The sequence below is a fragment of the Nonomuraea longicatena genome, assembly GCF_039525605.1.
Classification (GTDB): domain Bacteria; phylum Actinomycetota; class Actinomycetes; order Streptosporangiales; family Streptosporangiaceae; genus Nonomuraea; species Nonomuraea longicatena.
In genome coordinates this window covers 110,660-127,389 of record NZ_BAAAHQ010000043.1, presented here as the reverse complement: position 1 = coordinate 127,389, position 16,730 = coordinate 110,660, and the positions used below count along the sequence as shown (strand labels likewise).

Annotated in this window: 24 protein-coding genes; all 24 read left to right on the top strand. The window is 70.3% G+C overall.

What is annotated here, in order from left to right; genetic code table 11:
• Window positions 1–483: 483 nt before the first annotated feature.
• The 24 genes from ABD120_RS33395 to ABD120_RS33280 all read left to right on the top strand — a co-directional run bounded on the left by ABD120_RS33395 (window position 484) and on the right by ABD120_RS33280 (window position 16,686).
• Window positions 484–648, top strand: coding sequence for a hypothetical protein (locus tag ABD120_RS33395; RefSeq protein WP_343954264.1), 165 nt, complete (start codon window positions 484–486; stop codon window positions 646–648).
• A gap of 74 nt (window positions 649–722) precedes the next feature.
• The gene (locus ABD120_RS33390) at window positions 723–1,085 is read left to right on the top strand and encodes a RapZ C-terminal domain-containing protein (RefSeq protein ID WP_425564079.1); all 363 of its coding nucleotides are present in this window, start codon (window positions 723–725) and stop codon (window positions 1,083–1,085) included.
• 84 nt (window positions 1,086–1,169) lie between these two features.
• Window positions 1,170–1,331, top strand: a complete 162-nt coding sequence (locus tag ABD120_RS33385) for a hypothetical protein (protein ID WP_343954262.1) — start codon at window positions 1,170–1,172, stop codon at window positions 1,329–1,331.
• Window positions 1,332–1,480: 149 nt separating this feature from the next.
• Window positions 1,481–1,627: a hypothetical protein gene (locus ABD120_RS33380; protein WP_343954260.1), complete on the top strand. Its 147-nt coding sequence runs from the start codon at window positions 1,481–1,483 to the stop codon at window positions 1,625–1,627.
• 30 nt (window positions 1,628–1,657) lie between these two features.
• Window positions 1,658–1,801 carry a hypothetical protein gene (locus ABD120_RS33375; RefSeq protein WP_343954259.1) on the top strand — a complete coding sequence of 48 codons (144 nt, stop codon included), beginning with the start codon at window positions 1,658–1,660 and terminating at the stop codon, window positions 1,799–1,801.
• A 125-nt stretch (window positions 1,802–1,926) separates the two neighbouring features.
• Window positions 1,927–2,223, top strand: a complete 297-nt coding sequence (locus tag ABD120_RS33370) for a WhiB family transcriptional regulator (protein ID WP_343954258.1) — start codon at window positions 1,927–1,929, stop codon at window positions 2,221–2,223.
• A complete protein-coding gene (locus tag ABD120_RS33365; RefSeq protein WP_343954257.1) occupies window positions 2,220–2,402 on the top strand; it encodes a hypothetical protein in 183 nt (60 codons plus the stop codon). The genes ABD120_RS33370 and ABD120_RS33365 overlap by 4 nt, the downstream gene beginning before the upstream one ends.
• Window positions 2,399–2,959, top strand: coding sequence for a hypothetical protein (locus tag ABD120_RS33360; RefSeq protein WP_343954256.1), 561 nt, complete (start codon window positions 2,399–2,401; stop codon window positions 2,957–2,959). The genes ABD120_RS33365 and ABD120_RS33360 overlap by 4 nt, the downstream gene beginning before the upstream one ends.
• A gap of 3 nt (window positions 2,960–2,962) precedes the next feature.
• Window positions 2,963–3,217 (top strand): hypothetical protein, encoded by a 255-nt coding sequence (locus ABD120_RS33355; protein WP_343954255.1) that lies wholly within the window; start codon window positions 2,963–2,965, stop codon window positions 3,215–3,217.
• Complete coding sequence (locus ABD120_RS33350) at window positions 3,217–3,462, top strand: hypothetical protein (protein ID WP_343954254.1); 246 nt, start codon at window positions 3,217–3,219, stop codon at window positions 3,460–3,462. Before ABD120_RS33355 ends, ABD120_RS33350 begins: the two co-directional genes overlap by 1 nt.
• Window positions 3,463–3,851: 389 nt before the next feature.
• A complete protein-coding gene (locus tag ABD120_RS33345) occupies window positions 3,852–5,015 on the top strand; it encodes a hypothetical protein (protein WP_343954253.1) in 1,164 nt (387 codons plus the stop codon).
• Complete coding sequence (locus tag ABD120_RS33340; RefSeq protein ID WP_343954252.1) at window positions 5,012–5,476, top strand: hypothetical protein; 465 nt, start codon at window positions 5,012–5,014, stop codon at window positions 5,474–5,476. Before ABD120_RS33345 ends, ABD120_RS33340 begins: the two co-directional genes overlap by 4 nt.
• On the top strand, window positions 5,473–5,862 hold the full coding sequence (locus tag ABD120_RS33335; RefSeq protein ID WP_343954251.1) for a hypothetical protein: 390 nt from the start codon (window positions 5,473–5,475) through the stop codon (window positions 5,860–5,862). Before ABD120_RS33340 ends, ABD120_RS33335 begins: the two co-directional genes overlap by 4 nt.
• A 7-nt stretch (window positions 5,863–5,869) precedes the next feature.
• Window positions 5,870–7,930 (top strand): ATP-binding protein, encoded by a 2,061-nt coding sequence (locus ABD120_RS33330; RefSeq protein ID WP_343954250.1) that lies wholly within the window; start codon window positions 5,870–5,872, stop codon window positions 7,928–7,930.
• 324 nt (window positions 7,931–8,254) lie between these two features.
• Window positions 8,255–8,551, top strand: a complete 297-nt coding sequence (locus ABD120_RS33325) for a hypothetical protein (protein ID WP_343954249.1) — start codon at window positions 8,255–8,257, stop codon at window positions 8,549–8,551.
• 48 nt (window positions 8,552–8,599) lie between these two features.
• Window positions 8,600–9,217, top strand: a complete 618-nt coding sequence (locus tag ABD120_RS33320) for a hypothetical protein (RefSeq protein ID WP_343954248.1) — start codon at window positions 8,600–8,602, stop codon at window positions 9,215–9,217.
• A 47-nt stretch (window positions 9,218–9,264) separates the two neighbouring features.
• Window positions 9,265–9,546: a hypothetical protein gene (locus ABD120_RS33315; protein ID WP_343954247.1), complete on the top strand. Its 282-nt coding sequence runs from the start codon at window positions 9,265–9,267 to the stop codon at window positions 9,544–9,546.
• Window positions 9,547–9,586: 40 nt separating this feature from the next.
• Window positions 9,587–10,069 carry a hypothetical protein gene (locus tag ABD120_RS33310; RefSeq protein WP_343954246.1) on the top strand — a complete coding sequence of 161 codons (483 nt, stop codon included), beginning with the start codon at window positions 9,587–9,589 and terminating at the stop codon, window positions 10,067–10,069.
• A gap of 347 nt (window positions 10,070–10,416) precedes the next feature.
• On the top strand, window positions 10,417–11,127 hold the full coding sequence (locus tag ABD120_RS33305) for a hypothetical protein (RefSeq protein ID WP_343954245.1): 711 nt from the start codon (window positions 10,417–10,419) through the stop codon (window positions 11,125–11,127).
• On the top strand, window positions 11,124–12,245 hold the full coding sequence (locus ABD120_RS33300; protein ID WP_343954243.1) for a DNA cytosine methyltransferase: 1,122 nt from the start codon (window positions 11,124–11,126) through the stop codon (window positions 12,243–12,245). Before ABD120_RS33305 ends, ABD120_RS33300 begins: the two co-directional genes overlap by 4 nt.
• A complete protein-coding gene (locus ABD120_RS33295; protein ID WP_343954241.1) occupies window positions 12,242–13,162 on the top strand; it encodes a bifunctional DNA primase/polymerase in 921 nt (306 codons plus the stop codon). Before ABD120_RS33300 ends, ABD120_RS33295 begins: the two co-directional genes overlap by 4 nt.
• Entirely contained in the window at window positions 13,159–14,733 is a 1,575-nt protein-coding gene (locus tag ABD120_RS33290; protein ID WP_343954240.1) for a hypothetical protein, read from the top strand. Before ABD120_RS33295 ends, ABD120_RS33290 begins: the two co-directional genes overlap by 4 nt.
• 315 nt (window positions 14,734–15,048) lie before the next feature.
• Window positions 15,049–15,306 (top strand): helix-turn-helix domain-containing protein, encoded by a 258-nt coding sequence (locus tag ABD120_RS33285; RefSeq protein ID WP_343954239.1) that lies wholly within the window; start codon window positions 15,049–15,051, stop codon window positions 15,304–15,306.
• Complete coding sequence (locus tag ABD120_RS33280; RefSeq protein WP_343954238.1) at window positions 15,307–16,686, top strand: tyrosine-type recombinase/integrase; 1,380 nt, start codon at window positions 15,307–15,309, stop codon at window positions 16,684–16,686. It abuts the gene before it with no gap.
• Window positions 16,687–16,730: the final 44 nt, after the last annotated feature.

The window sequence follows — 16,730 nt, the reverse complement described above, 5'->3', positions numbered from 1 at the left end:
TCTCCGAGAGCTTCCTCTGTGTCATGGCCAGCGTCGCCATGCGCTCGTTGATCACCCTTGCTACAGCGGGCCAGTCGCCCACGCGCTCCTCCTAGTCAGGTCGTAGAAGCCACTGATCGAAGCGTAGCCAACCAACGATGCCCTTGACAGCGCTATTTCTAGCGCTCATAGTTGCGCTAGAAATAGCGCAACGGTCGGTCCCCGCATAGCTCCACGCACCTGGGGACTGCGGCACATGTACTTCAAGGAGCCCCGGACAGATGGGGCTGAGGTTCCCGGCACCTTGGCAGCCGGAGGGCAGGGCTCTGCCTATAACCGGGAGCCATACCTCCCGTAAAGAGCCTTCTTCTGATGAAGAAGGGCCACCGCCTCCCCTGAAAGGCGGCCCCCACAGGGCCAACCCTGTGACTGAACTTCTTACCCGTGAGCCTCGGGCAGCGTCGAAGGACGCGTGCCCGAGGCTCTCCCGATGGGAGGTACGCCATGTACTCCGACCGCAGGCCGTTGCGTCGTTTCCTGGTGGGCGTGGCTGTCGTGATCCTCGTGATCTTCATCGTTCGTGCGCCTGAGAAGGCCGCCACCGTCGCCACCGCCATCATCACCGGCTTGGTGTCGCTGATCGACACGCTGGCCGCCAACGTCGGCTAGACGCCCTCCCCTCCTCAACCCCCCTTTCACCTTCAACCATCTGGGACTTCATCGTGTCCGTAGAGATTGAGATCGTGTCGTTCGGCTACCTGCACGGCACACCTCCGAACGCTCACATGACGCTGGACCTGCGCACTCACTTCCGCGACCCGCACGTGTCGCCTGAACTGCGGTATATGACCGCGCACGACGCGCCGGTGCGCGAGACGGTGATGGCCACGCCTGGTATCGCCTCCATGGTCGAGGCCGCCGCCGCCGCTGTGGCCGCGTTCGTCTCCGGCCCCAGCGCGGGCGCCGTGGTGGTGGCCGATGGCTGCGCCGGCGGAAGGCACCGTGCGCCGACGTTCGCGATGGCATTGGCCGAGCGGCTGCGCCGTGACGGCCTGATCGTCGCCGTTCAGCACCGCGACCTGGATAAGCCCGTCGTGGAGCGCTGACGACGTTCACAGCCCTGATGGTCGTAGGCGGGGTTCGACTCCCCGCCAGGGCGCCGCTGAGAGACCTCGACTGAAGGGATCGACATGAAGCGACGTAAGGCCATCGAGTTCCACGGCCCGGGTGAGAGGCACGTGGGCGACTGCCCGAGGTGGATCGCTCTCATGCGGCGTAACCGTCCCGAGCTGTCCGAGTGCACGGTCATCGTCCACGGGCGCGGCCCGTGGCCGTGCTGGGAGGGCTGCTAGCCCCGTCAGCCCTGATGGTCGTAGGCGGGGTTCGACTCCCCGCCGGGGCGCTCCGGCACTCAGCCGGTTCCACCTGTCGCCCGGGGCGACCCCTCATCCACCAAGACAACGGGGCCGCCCCTCAACTCCCGTAAGGAGATCCCCCCATCATGGCCTTCTTCGCCATCCTCGCCAAGTCCGACTGCTGCACCTCCGACTGCCGTGGCGGCTGGATCTGGAACCCGCAGGGCGGGCCGTTCCTGTGCCCGATCTGCAAGGGCAACAACGGCGCCGTCCTGGCCCTGGGCTCGAAGTAGCGGCCCCGAGTTATGGCCGACATCACCCAGGTGGAGAGGGATCTCCTGTCCATCGAACAGACCGCACTCTCCCGCGAGCGTGCCCGGCTGAGGGCCGCAGAAGACCTGCTGGCCCTGGTCGACGACGAGCTGGCGGCGATGCGGCGCGCGGTCGATCAGCTCGGCCGTCTCTGACTCCGAGGCAGGCACGGGGCGGGTCGCTTCGCCGAGCGCCCCGCCCCGTGCCTGCCGCTACTCCACTGAGAGGACGTTTCACCGTGTTCCATCACATGCCCGTCCCCGACTCCACGGTGGGGGATTTGCTGGATGCGCTTCTGCGGGCCGGTCCCGCTTGCCGGGGTGACGCTGCGCTGGCGGATCTGTTCGTCTCCCCCGACGCGTTCGAGGAGGAGCCCGACGAGGTGCGGCGGGTGCGGGAGAAGGCCGCCAAGACGGTCTGCCTCTCGTGCCCGGCCCGCGCCGCGTGCCTGTCCTACGCCTTGGCCGTCAACCCCGACGACGGTGTGTGGGCGGGCCTGACCTCCTACCAGCTCCGCCGCCGTGCCGCCCGCGTCCGGCGGGCGTCCGCCGTCCCGGTGACGGAGGTGCCCGCGTGATCGTCCGCCTGGTCTTGTCCGATCTGGCGGTCTGGGCACGCGCCCGCCAGATCATCGCCGTGTCCGCGCTGTGCGGCCGTACCGCAGACGCCACCGCCCGCACGTGGGCGACGTGCCCGTCGAACTGGTGCGAACGGCGCGGCTGCCCGACGTGCTGGAACCGGGGGTGCCCGCTGTGACCGCCTCCCTCCTGGCGCCCGAACGCTATCCGCACCTGCGCGGCTTCGCTGCCGGGCTCCCGTTCGACGGGGTGGGTGTCGAGTTCCTGCCGTCGCTGCCGACCCGTCGTCACGGTCTGTCCCGTCTGGTGCTGCGCCCCGGGTTGTTCGATGACCAGGCGGTCGAGTTCTTCGCGCATGGTTACTGCTGGCTTCTCGGCGCGGCCCTGCGTGAGGCGACCGGCTGGCCATACGGCCTGGTGGAGCGACGCTGCTCGGACGGGTGGGAGTGGACGCACGTGGGCGTCATCACCCCGGGCGGACGGTTCCTCGACGTCATGGGAGAACGCGACGTTGACGGCGTCGTCGCCTTCCTGCGGCTCGGCTACGACCTGCCCACCCGCATCCGCGCCGGCGGTCACGCCGACTTGCGGGAGGCGATGCGCATGCCCGCCGACACCGCTCCCGACTGGTGGGTGTCCATGCTCGGCACCCCTCTTCTGCTGGACGTCGTGCGATGGTTCGCGGCGACGCTCCTGTCCCGGCTCCCCGAACCCGTCCGCCTGGAGGTGGCCTGACCCATGCCTGCCCGCTACCACTCCGTGACCGCGCCGTCGCCGGTCAACAAGTCCGGCAAGGCGACGATCACCGCCCGCGCCGGCGGCGCGTACGAGATGTACCTGTGCGTCGGCTCCCAGCGCATCCCCCTCACCCTCGTCGAGGCGTGGGCGGCGTGGGTCGCGCTCGGCAACGCCCTGACCACCGGCGGCCCGGTCCCCGGCTGGGCCGCATCCCAGATCACCCACCCCGACACACCCCCTGCGAAGGAGTCCTGATGTCCAGCTACAGCACCCTCACCGTCCACAAGCCGCGTGCGTCGGAAATGTCCCTCATGGACACGACGCTCCCGAAGTCCCACGCCCTGTACCTGGAGCTGAACGGCACAGTCTGGGTCGCGCTGAACTCGCGCGGCAGCGATCTGGCCGCCGAAATCGAGGCGATGGAGCGGCTGGCCGACCTCGCCACCGAGGCCGCCGCCCGCCTGCGCGCGCTGTCCCAGTCTCCGGCGGAGGCCGCGTGATGGGCGCCGTCGTCACCAGGACCTGCTGACGCACGTGCTGAACGAGTGCATCGACGAGCGGTGGCGCGGCAACTGCGTCGTGCTGCACTACTCGGTTCATCCGGCGACGGTCGCGTGAAGGCCGCCGCCCGCCGCCGCTTCACCTGCTGGACGCAGGGCTGACGTTGCGGGTCCTCGCCCGGCCACAGGTCGGGCGGGGTGCCCGGGGCGCCCGCCCCACACCCGTCAAGGCCCCAGGGCCATCCGACCAAGAACGCGCCCTGGGGCTCCCCCACCAAGGAGGAGCTTCCACCATGCCGTACTTCACCCACCGTGGCCAGTGCTCCGACTGCGACGGCACCGGCAGCAAGTAGCCCCCGACCCGAACCCGAGGAAGAGAGGAAGACACCATGCCGGATCACGACGGGGCGATGACGACCGCGATCGGTGACCCCTCCGGCGCTCCCGCGCACGTGGATCACGTGCTGGCGGAGATCGAGCGGCGTCTGACGCTCGACACGGCCCCGCCCCTCCCCGCGCCCGCCGACCCCCCGGACGACAGCCGCGCCGACGTCGAACCCACCACCGGCGGCGCCGACCGAGACAACAGCACCGATGACGCCCCCGCCGGGCACGGCACCGCGGTCGCGGTTGTGGAGCCGCCCGGTGCGGACGGCCCCCTGGTGGGCGGCGAGACCAAGCGGGTGCACCGCCTGCGCGCGGAAGTGGCCGAAGCCCGGCTCCTGGCCGACCTGCAAGACGACGACACGCCGCTGCTGATCGACACCCCCAGGGTGCGCAGACAGCGGCAGCGGGCTCGTGAGGCGGCCCGGCTGCACCGGCTCTCCCAGGACCCCGACGCGCTCGCCCACAGCGCCGCCAAAGCCCGGCGGCGGGTGAACATCGGCCTGAGCGTGGGGTTGGTGCTGGCGCTCGGCTGGTCCACCGCCGGTGTCCAGACGTTCGCCGCCGAGGGCGCCGAGACGTGGTCGCCCGAGTGGGTGTTCGCCTGGTTCGTCGAGCCGTTCCTGTCGATCACGCTGCTGAGCATCGTCGGCGCCAAGGCGTACTTCGCCACCCGCGGTCAGCCCGCCCACGACCGTGTGCTGACCCGGATCGAGTACGTGTTCCTGGCGCTCACCCTGTCCATGAACGCCTTCCCCCACCTGCCGTGGACTCTGCCCGCGGGGGAGAAGTTCACCGTCCCCCGGCTGGTGCTGCACCTGATCGGCCCGATCGTCGCCTACCTGGTGGTGACCGCGTGGCCGCGCCTGCTGGAACGATTCGCGACGCTCGACCACGGGCACGTCGGCGAAGATCCGGTAACCCCCCTTGCCGTCGCAGGGTACAGCGGGAACACCGAACCGCAGCAAGATCATGGCAAGCCCTTCGGAGGCATCCGCAACGGCCTGCCGGAGAACTCCCACCGGCAGCGGCTGCACGAACTCATCACCTCCGGGACGCTGCCGCCGCAACCGTCCGCCCGTGTGATCCAGAGGGCTCTCGGCTGCCGCACCGAGACCGCGTCCCGGCTGCGCAACGAGCTACGCGACACCAACCGGAGCGCGGCATGAGCACGCGGATTCCCGGCGGCGATGGCGATTGTCCTGCCGCCGCGCGCTTGAACCCGGGCGTCGTCTACGCCATCACCGACGCGCCCGCCCGTACGGCACCCTCGCACCCGCACCCGCCTGCACGGATGCGGGTGCGGCTGGCCGGTCGCGCGCTGATCGCTGTGGCCGTTTTGCTCGTCCTGCGGCTGATCCTGCCGGACGGCGCGTACGGCGGGCTGCGCTGGCTGGCCGTACCGGCGCTGGCGGGCTGGACCTTGTGGCCCGTCCTGACCGGCGTACGGCGGGTGCTGACGCTGCTGCTCGGCGCGGCCGACGCGTTGATCGCCGCCGCGCTCGGCACCCGCCGCCTGGTCTACCTGGCCGCCCTGCTCCGCCACATCGCCGCTCAGGCACAGACCATCCGCCCCGCCCGGCCCGCCCGGCCCACTGACGCCCCCTCGACCGAGAAGGATCTCCCATGAGCACCGATGCCAAGCCTGGCCGCAGCCGGATCCCCGAGCTGTCGTCGATCCCGTTCGGCGGTCCGTCCGCGATCACCCAGTACGCGCAGGTCGGCCGTCACCTGTCCCGCGACCTCGCCGAAGAGTTCGCTCTCGGCGCCGACGAGCTGTACGCCGTCCTCATCCGCTCCTTCAAGGGCCACCCCGTCCTGTCGCTGCTGGGCGCGCCGGACGTGCGGATGCGCGCCCGCCGCGTCGTCAAGCGGCTGCAGCGGGCCGCCGAACTGCAGAAGGGCGCCGGGGTCGAGCTGGTGAAGTTCCACGCGCAGTTCCGCAAGGAGTTCGTCGAGGTGCTGCCCAAGGCCAACCCGGAGAAGCGGCGCGGCGAATTCAACTGGAAGGACTGATCGACCGATGCGCCGTTCCGCCTCCACCCCGCCCGCGGCTCTGCCCGTGGTGGCCGACCCCTCGTCCTCCTGGGAACAGATGGCCACCCGCGAGGTGTCCAAAGCCCTCCTGTACTTCCCGCCCTGGCTGGTCGCCGCCCTGCTGTTCGGGCTCGGCGCCGCCTTCCACTTCACCCTGTCCAGCGACGACCCGCCGACGGTCGCGTGGACCACCGCGCTCATCGTCACCTGCGTCATCGCGCTGACCGCGCTGACCTGGCGGCAGTCACACGCCCGCAGCGTGCTGGGCAGGGCGCACACCACGCTGACCACGCTGGCCGCCGGGCTGTGGGTGTGCGCGGCCACCATCAACGGCCCCGCCACCACCGTCACCGGCCGCCTCATCCTCATCGGCGGCGTCGCGTTCGCCCTGTCGTTCAACATCCGCACCGTCATCCGCGCCAAACAACTCGACGTCGGCACCATGGCCGCCGACCCGCTCAGCTTCCTGTTCGGCAAAGGAGCCGAGAAAGCCGGACTGAACGGGGTGCAGGCGCACACCGTCCAGGCCACCGCCCACAAAGTCGTCGGCGCGGTCGACCTCGACGAAGGCCGCATGGTCCACGACGACCTGCAGAAGAAGGTCGCCTACATCGAATCCGGCATCGGCCTTCCCCCCGGCTCGATCACCACCGCCCTCGACCCCGACGACGCCTCCCGCGCGTCGGTCACGATCTCCGACCCGCGCGTCATGAAGCAGCCGATCCTGTGGCCCGGCCCTTCCCGGCTCGGCGCCAGCATCGCCGAACCCCTGCGGATGGGGCTGTGGCAGGACCTCGACGAGGTCGCCTATACCATCGTCGGCCACCACCTGCAGATCATGGGCATGACCGGCGCCGGCAAGTCCATCGGCGGCGCCTGGAACACGCTCGCCGAGGTCGTCTCCCGCCACGACGTGGCCGTGTTCGCCATCGACATCACCAAGGGCGAACAGTCCCTCGGACCGCTCAAGGCCGCGTTGCACCGGTTCGAGACCACCAAGCAGGGCGCCCGCGCCCTGGTGAAGGAGATGGCCGAGCACGTCAAAGCCCGCACCGACCTACTCGCCTCCAAAGGGCTGCAGAAGTGGGCCGAGGGCTGCGGCCTCACCTACTGGGTGCTGTGGCTGGAGGAGTTCCCCGACATCTTCGACGCCCTCACCGACAAGGAACAGGAACAGTTCCTGTCCCTGCTCAAAGCCATCCGCTCCGCGGGCGGCACCGTCGTGCTGTCCCTGCAGCGCAGCGACTACACCCAGATGCCCACCCTCGCCCGCGGCCAGCTCGCCAAGATGTGCTTCGGCGTCGACTCCGCCGCCGACGCCTCCTTCGGCCTGTCCGATGCGCAGGAAGACGCCGGATGCCGCCCCGAACTCTGGGCCGCGAAACAGCCCGGCATGGCCTACCTGGATGCCCCTTCCATCCCCGACGACCGGATCGTGATGCCGATGCGCACCTACGCCTGGGGCCTGACCGCCACCGGCACGTTCGACGACGCCACCGCCAACGCGCAGATGCGCGCCCACGCCGCCGCGTTCCCCGCCGTGCACAAACAGCTCGACCCCATGACCGCCGCCCTGTCACGCCTGTCCGCCTCCGCACTCGCCGACCCGGCCCCGCTGCCCGCCCTCGACCCCACCCGCCACGACCACGACGAACTCGACAACGGCGATGAGGATGAGGAGGTGCGCGGCGTCGCCGCCGAGTACCTGACCACCGACGACCCCGACCCCACCGTGCAAGCCGGACTCGACGACGACATCCCCGACATCGACGAAGCCGGACCGCCGCCGCTGGTCTTCGAGCCTCCCGCCCAGAAGATGACCCCCGAAGAGCGCGGCGCCGCCCTCATGAAGCGGCTGCAGGAGCTGTGGGACGGCGGGGCACGCGACGCCGGAACCGGCGACTTCAAGATCCTCTGGGAGACCACCGACATCTCCCGCGCCTGGTTCCAGAAGCAGATGAAGCGCCTGTCCGAAGCTGGAGTCATCGGCGTCTACGACGACGACCGCCAGCGCTACCTGATGGAGCAGCGGCCCGAACTCCCCTGACGGCTCCTCGATCCCGTGGCCCCGCCGTGGCCCCCCGACGGGGGCCACGGGAGGGGGCTGGGGGAGAGAGTTACAGGTCAGAACAGGGGCCACACCCCGTGGCCCCCCACCGTGGCCCCTCGTGGCCCCTGTGTGGCCCCCTCGCGTGGCCCCCCGTGGCCCCACCCCCGAGCGAGCGTGGCCCCTCTCGTGGCCCCCCACTTTCAAGATCAAAAACTTTCGCGCGCGCATCCCACGCGCAGCCGCACACGCGAGCACCCTCCACACCGCCGACAGCCGATCCGACGCTGCCCGCACACCGACCCGACCCGAGAAGGGACCGCCATGCCCGCCCACCTCACCCTCACTACCGCCCTCGACCGCACCACCGCCGGGGCCGACGCCCTCGCCGCGTTCGCCACCGCCGCGCTCACCGTCACCGCCCTGGCCGCCCTCCTGTTCGGCGCGGTCGCCCTCTACCGGTGGAGCCTGCGCCGCCACCCCTACACCGACTGCCGCATGTGCAAGGGCACCGGACGCCGCCGCTCCCGCCTGTTCGCCCACTCCGTCGGCCACTGCCCCGACTGCTCCGGTACCGGCCTCAAGCCGCGTCTCGGCGCCCGCCTCCTCAACGTCCGCTGACCCTCCCCGCTCACCTCGCACCGTCCCCGTTCTCGACGAAGGAGCCCCATGTCCCACCCCGACACCCCCGCCCACACGACCGACACGAACTCGCCCCCGCCCTACGTCGGCTGGTTCGACCACTACAGCGCCGGGTGGCAGGCCGTACTCGTCCACCACCGCGACGGCAAACCGGTCGCAATCCGGCTCGGCGACGAGCTGCCCCACGAGCGTGTCGTCCGCATCTGCGAGACCATCGCCGCCGCCGGCGGCATCGACCTCGCGGGCGAGCTGGACAAGAAGACCTTCCTCCCCGCCGTCACCACGGCCGCCGCCGACGTTCCCGATCTTCTGCTGGGCGACCACATCGACCCCCTGGACCCCGCCAGTGTCGCCTACCTGACGGAAATCACCGGCCGGTCGATCCCCGACAGCTCCCCGGCGCAGACCATCGTGGCCGTGTTCCGCGCCGCACGCGACGAGATGAACCGCCGCCGCGGGTCGCACACGCCGCTGTACATCGAGGTCGGCGAGGACGTCCACCGGCTGATGACGCAAGACACCGCCGACGCGCGAGAGGCGCAGCGACTGTGCGCCGATGTGTACCAGCACGGATGGATGGTCGGCGTGATGCCGATCGACATGACCGCCCCTCCCCACGAGGCCGACCACGAGTGCCCCTTCTAACGCCGGACCGGCGAACGTCTGCCAACCCCTGCCCCGAAGGAGACCACATGCCCCAGGTACGCGTCATAGGCGACGACCCCGACCACGTCGATCAGGTCGTCACCCTGATCCTCGCCCTGATCAACGCCTCACCCCACCTCATCGCGGGCGACCCCACCCGCCTGCGCCACCGGGGCGGCGGCGGACGCGTCGTCTTCGACGTCACCGTCACCGACCGGCGCACCACCCCCGAACCGGCCCCCACACGTGTCCATGCCGAACGCGTCGACAACCTGCCCACACCACGCTCGCGGCGTACCCCGCCGCGCCGGGCGCTGCCGCCCGCCTGACCACCCGGGCAAGCCCCCGCCACCCAGCGAAGGAGCCACGATGAACACATGGTTCGCGGCGGCCACCGCCGCCGCCGTCCTGCTCACCACCCCCGCCGGATGCGCCACCGGTGACCGCCGCAGCGACACCACCCACCCCCGAGGCATCGAGGGCTGCGACCACACCCTCGCCAAGACCACCGCCGTGCAGATCGCCGACGAAGCCCCCAAAGTCCGCGTCAGCTTGCGCGTCACCTGCACCGAACCGGTCGTGACCACCCTGCTCACCCACATCCGGCTCGAACACAACACGGCACGCGCCGGCGGAACCTGGCTGGAAGCGGGAACCGAGATGTTCAACCACCCGCCCGGCCTGGCGCAGACGTACACGATGCTGCACACCCCGTGCGTCTCCGGCCGCTACCGGATCACGGCCCGCATGGACGGCACCTTCGTCAACGGCGAACGCTTCCACGCCACCGAGAACAACGGCCGATCCGGCACCCACGTCAACTGCGAGAAACCCGCCCGCGTCGGCGGCTAACGCCCCCACCAGCGGCGCGAACGCGACCGGACGGCGAAACGGGCAGCGCCGTCCGGATCGCCCCCGAACCGGCACCGGATCCGGACCCGCCCCGGGGGCACCACACCCAGCGCCCAATGAGAAGCCGCCTCCGACGCGGCCCGCGTGATGTTCACCGTGCTGTAGGCGGGCGAACGGCCCAGATCGGGATCCTCACCCGGCCACACCCCCCACCCATCCCGCCACCACGCCACGGTCCATACCCGCTCGACAGCCACGCCCCGATCGTACGCCGCACGGGCATCGCCCACACCCGCCGCTTCGACACCGGGGCGTCTGACGCCCATCACCCACCCAAGGAGACACCGATGACCACCCCGACCACCACCGCCCGCCCCGAGATCACCGCCGACATGACGGGCCGCGAACTGCGCGCCTGGCTCGGCGCCGTCCTCCCGCACGCCAGCACCGACACCAGCGTGCCGTTCATGGCCGTGGTGACCATCGAGGCCGCCCCCGACAGAACGCTGTACGCGCTGGCCACCGACCGCTACACCCTCGCCGTCTCCTGCCGCCCACTCCCCGACCCCGGCACCGGCACCGCGCCCGCACCGCTCACCCTCACCGTGGCCGCCCGCGCCCTCCACACCGTCATCCGCCAGATCAAGCCCCGCGACACCGTGCGGCTCACCCTCACCGACGACGGCCTGACCCTCGAACAACTCGGCGACCCGCACCTGTCCTACCGCCTGCCCGCCTCCGACTACGAGCCGCTCCTGCCCAACTGGCGCACCTGGCTCACCAAGCAAGCCAGCCAGACGCCCGGCCCCGTCCTGACCGACCCCCGAGGCGTTGCCCTGAGCCCCGGCTTCCTGGCCCGGTTCAAGACCGCCGCACGCGACGGGCTGCCGCTGGAGATGCGCCCCGCCGGACGGCACCTGGTCGTCATCACCTGCGGCACCCACTTCCTCGGCTTCATCGCCGCCGCCGACCTCACCGGCCCCCGCAAGACCTGCGGTGACCCGCTGGCCGACTGGCTGCCTGACCTGGCCGCCGTCGCCAGCGGGGCGGCGGCGTGACCTCGCCCACCGTGGGCAGCGTGTGCACCGGGTACGGCGGTCTCGATCTCGCGGTCGCCGCCGTGCTCGGCGCCCGCCCCGTCTGGGTCGCCGACCCCGACCCGGGCGCCGCCCGCATCCTCGCCCACTACTGGCCGGACGTGCCCAACCTCGGTGACATCACCGTCCTCGACTGGGAGCGCGTCCCGCGCGTGGACGTCTTGACCGCAGGCTTCCCCTGCCAAGACCTGTCATACGCCGGACGCGGCGCCGGGATCAAGGAAGGAACCCGCAGTGGCCTTTGGCTCACCATCGCCCGAGCCGTCCGTGTACTACGACCTCGACTCGTCGTGCTGGAGAACGTTTCAGCCGTCGTTACTCGACGACCGGGGCTCGACGTTGTCCTCGCCGACCTTGCCGCGCTCGGGTGCGATGCGGCGTGGACGTGTCTACGCGCGTCCGACGTCGGCGCCCCGCACCGGCGCGAACGCTGGTTCTGCCTCGCCTGGCCTGCCGACTCCGGCCGCCCGCGACTGGAAAGGGCACGGCTACCCCGGGCAGCTCCCGAACACGGTGGCACTGCTGCTGCCAACGCCGACGACCTCGGAAGGCACCGGGATTGGCCACGCCGCCCGGGGCGGAATGAATCTGCGGCACACGATCTCCCTGCTGCCCACCCCGCGGGCGACGGACGGGACCAAGGGCGGCCCCGGCCAGCGCGGCTCCTCGGGGGATCTGATGCTGCCGTCCGCGGTGAGGACCCTGCTGCCGACCCCGACCACCGCCGACAGCGAACGGACCAGCACGACCTACCCGAGGGGCAACCCCACGCTGACCGGCGCCGTGTCTTCGACTGGGGACCGTACGGTCCCGCCGTCGCCCGCTGGGAGGCGATCACCGGCCGCCCCGCACCCCGGCCAACTGACGATCGAGGACGCCTCGCCCCCCGCTTCGTCGAATGGCTGATGGGACTGGAGCACGGGTGGGTGACCGACGTCCCCGGCCTGACCCGCACCCAGCAGCTCCACAAACTCGGCAACGGCGTCGTACCTCTCCAAGCTGTCGTCGGCCTGCACACCCTCATGCCCGTCTACGCCCGCGCCACCGCCACGCCCTGCCCGGAGGACATCGCCTCATGACCACGACCACACCCGCCCAGCTCCGATACGCCCTGGCCGCCGCCGCCCGAGGATGGGCGGTGTTCCCGCTCGTCCCCGGCGACAAGACCCCGCTACCGGGATCGAGCTGGACGCGGATGGCCACCACCGACACCGACGTGATCCGCCGTATCTGGGCGCGCCGCCCCTACAACATCGGCATCGCGTGCGGCCCCTCCCGCCTGCTCGTCATCGACCTCGACACCCCCAAACCCGAGATGGAGGGGCTACGCCCCCCGCCCCCCTGGGACCTGCCGGGAGTGACCGACGGCGCGGACGTGCTCGCCCTCATCTGCGTCCGCGCCGGGCAGCCCCTGCCGTTCGAGACGTTCACCGTCCGCACCAGGCGCGGCGGCCAGCACCTCTACTACACCCCACCGCACGACCTCGCCCTGGGCAACACCAAAGGCGGCACCAAGGACGGTCTCGGCTGGCTCATCGACACCCGCGGCGTCGGCGGGTACGTGGTCGGACCCGGCAGCCACGTCGCCCTCCCGGACGGCACCGGCTCCTACACGGTGCTGCACGACACCAGCCCCGCCCCGCTGCCCGCATGGCTGGCCGAACGGCTCCGCCCCGCACCATCCCCGCCACCGTCGCCGCGCCCGACCCAGGTGCCGGTGCGGACCGACCACCACAGCGCCTACGTCGAGGCAGCCGTCCGCGCCTGCCTCGACCGCGTCACCTCCGCCGGCGACGGCAACCGCAACACCACCCTCTGGGGAGCCTCCTGCGCCCTCGGCCAGCTCATCGCCGGAGGCGCCCTCGACGCGGACGCGACCGAAGCCCTGCTGCTGGACGCCGCCCACCAGGTCGGCTATCCCACCGCGCCCGCCCGCGCCACCATCCGCAGCGGGTTCCGGCGCGGCGCAGGACGGCCACGGAAGGTCCCCGCATGACAGCCCGTCCACCACACGTCCAGGTGGGATCCGGCCCCGAGACCATCCGCGTCCTCAAACGCGAACTCGCCGCCCGGCTGCTGCCCGACACCTACGTCTCCGCAGGCGCCCTCGTCCACATGGAAACCGTGTCCGGTGGCCACACCAGCCCCGCCGCCGACGAGGACTCGCCGCTGCCCGTCACCGCCAGCCCCGTCACCCCGGCCACCCTCGCCGGGCTGCTCGCCGAGCACGTCTACGTGTACCGGCAACGCGCCCGCAAAACCCCCGACGGCAGCGTCGAAACCTTCGAAGAGGAGGTCACCCCGCCGCGCGACATCCTGTCATCTGTCCTCGCCGGCAAGACCTGGCCCGGCGTCCCCGCCCTGCGCGGCGTCATCGGCGCCCCCGTACTACGCCGGGACGGCACCCTGCTGCAGGCACCCGGCTACGACCCCGCCACCGGCCTGTACCTGGCGTCGAAGGTCGCGCTGCCGCACGTCCCCGACCAGCCCACCCCCCAACAGGTGGCCGACGCCCGCGACTTCCTTCTCGGCCGGTTCCTCCGAGACTTCCCATGGGCGGGGGCAGCCGACCGCGCCAACTACCTCGCTCTGCTCGCCACCCCGATCCTGCAGCGCTTCACCCGCTCCCTGACGCCGTTCGCGCTGATCGACGCCACCATGCCCGCCTCGGGCAAGTCCATCCTGACCGGCGGCCCCGGCATGCTCTACGGCCAGCGCCTCATGCCCTGGGCCGACAGTGAAGAGGAACTACGCAAGTCGATCACCGCCGTCCTGGCCGAACCCGTCGGCGTCGTCATCTGGGACAACCTCCCCGAAGGAACCGTCATCGACTCCGCCACCCTCGCCCTCCTGGTCACCGCCGGGGTGTGGTCGGACCGCCAGTTGGGCGCCTCCCGCAACATCGCCACCGTCAACGACCGGCTCTGGATGGCCACAGGCAACAACCTCCAGGTGGGCGGCGACATGGCCTCCCGCACCGTCCGCGTCCACCTCGACCCGAACATGCCCCGGCCGGACCAGCGGGACCAGACCAGGTTCGGCATCCCGCACCTCGACCAGTGGATCACCCACCCCGCCAATCAGATGACCGTCTTGTGGCATCTGCTCATCCTGGTTCTCGACTGGACCCGCCAGGGTGCCCCCCGTGCGCCTGGCCTGTCGATGCGGCAGTTCACCCCCTGGACCCAGGCCCTCGGCGGGTTCCTCGACCACCACGCGATCCCGGGCTTCTTGGCCAACGCCGCCGACGTCCGCGACATCGACGAGGACGAGAGCAGGTGGAGGGCGTTCCTCGCCTGCTGGCACACCCTGCACCGCGACGAGCGCATGACCGCCGCCGACCTGCGCCGCAGCGGCACCCCCGACCGCGTCGGCGACACCGAACACGACCCCTGGGACGGCGCGTTCATCACCACCGCCACAGGCCGGCTGCCCAACGCCATGGCGCTCGGACGCCTGCTCACCGGCCAGATCGGGCGCTGGCGCGGCGAGCACGTCATCCGCGTCGGCAAGAACGACCGAGGCGACCGCAACGTGTTCTGGGTCGAACACCACACCACCACCTGACGATACGACCCGGCCGAAACTACGTCGGTGCTCGAACCACGCTGAAACAGCTCCGCATCTCCGCATCTCCGCAAACAGGCCATCCACCAGGACAGACGGTTGCGGACATAGAAAATCTTGGGTTCGGTCCAAGTCCGCATCTCCGCAGAACTGCGGAGATGAACCCCTGGTTGCGGAGATGGAGTCACTCCAGAATTTTCTATCTCCGCAACCGTTTCCCCAGGTCAAACATGATCGTGCGGAGATGCGGACATGCGGAGCTGTTTCAGCCCTCCACACCAGAGAGCCACGCCAGACGACACAGGAGAACCACGAATGCGCCAGACCGAAAACTCCCGATCGCGAGTCCAGAAGAGCAAGGACACGAAGACCACGAGCGCCGAACGCCGTACGACCTGGATGAGTGTCCGTGACGTCCTGACCGAACTCGACATCAAGCGGCGCACCTGGCAACGGTGGCGCGCCCTCGGGAGAACGCCGGAGTGCTCCCGCCTTCCCAACGGGGAGCTTCGGATCAAGCGGTGCGACTTCGACACCTGGATGGAATCCCTGAACACGAGAAGGGCGAGCTGATTGAAGAGCTACAAGGTCCGCATCTGGAAGATCTCCACCAAGAAGACGGGCCACCGTCCTCACATGGTCCGATGGGTGGTCGACGAGAAGGTGTTCACCGAACTCTTCACCACCTGGGAGCTTGCCGACAGCTACCGATCGGACCTGAAGAGGGCCGCTCAGCGCGGGGAGGCGTTCGACACCGAGACCGGGCTTCCCGCCACCATGGCGTACTCACAGAACACCGTGAGCTGGTACAACCATGCATGCGGCTACGTGAACACACGGTGGGCCAAGGTCTCCGGACGGCAACGGATCTCGATTGCCGAAACGCTAGCCGCGGTAACGCCTGTACTCATTCAGGAACAGCGCGGCGCGCCTGACCCTTCGGTGTTGCGGGCCGCTCTGTATCGGTGGGCCTTCAACAAGCACAACCGAGACGCGGCCAAGCCCGACGACATCGACGCAGCCCTCAAGTGGATTGCCAAGACATCCCTGCCCGTCGTCGAGATCAAGGAGTATGACCGCATCACGGCCGCTCTCGACGCCTGCGCGAGCAAGCTCGACGGCACTCCCGCCTCCCCCAGCTACTACAGCCGCCGCCGCAGGGTGCTCTACAACGTGCTCCGCCACGCCGTATCCAAGAAGCGGCTCGACAAGAACCCGCTCAACGACGAACTCGACTGGACCGCGCCCGAGACCGAGGTGTGCGAAGAGATCGACCCCGCCACCGTCGCCTCGCCCGCCCAAGTTCAGGAACTGCTCACCGCTGTCAGCTACTCCGGATGGCGACGCGGCCCCCGACTCGTGGCATTCTTCGCCTGCATGTACTACGCGATGATGCGCCCCAGTGAAGTCATCGCTCTTCTTGAGACCGACTGCACCCTTCCCAAGACGGGATGGGGGAAGCTCATGCTCGGGGGCTCCACACCCCCGGTGGGCACCGAATGGACAGACGCCGGAACAGTCCACGAAGAACGCGGGCTCAAAGGGCGGCCCCGAAGGGCCAAGCGCCCCATACCGATCCCGCCCGAGCTGGTCTCGATACTCCGCGAGCACATCGCGAGTTATGGCGTTGGGCCGGACGGGCGGCTGTTCCGCACTGAACGCGGGGGCATCATCCAGAAATCCGGCTACGTTCGCACGTGGAAGGGCGCTCGCGTGCTCGCCCTCACGCCCGAACAGGCAGCCTCCCGACTGGCGCGCCGACCGTACGATCTGCGGCACGCCGGCGTCTCCCTCAGGCTCAACGCCGGTGTGCCCGCGACCCAGGTCGCGCAATGGGCGGGTCACAGCGTCGAGGTCCTGCTGAAAATCTACGCCAAGTGCATCGACGGACAGGACGACGTCTGGCACGACGCGGTCACTCGGGCGCTGGGCAGCGAGGAAGACACCAACTAGCCACAGCGCGAAGCAGGGGCCAGTCATACGACTGGCCCCTGCCG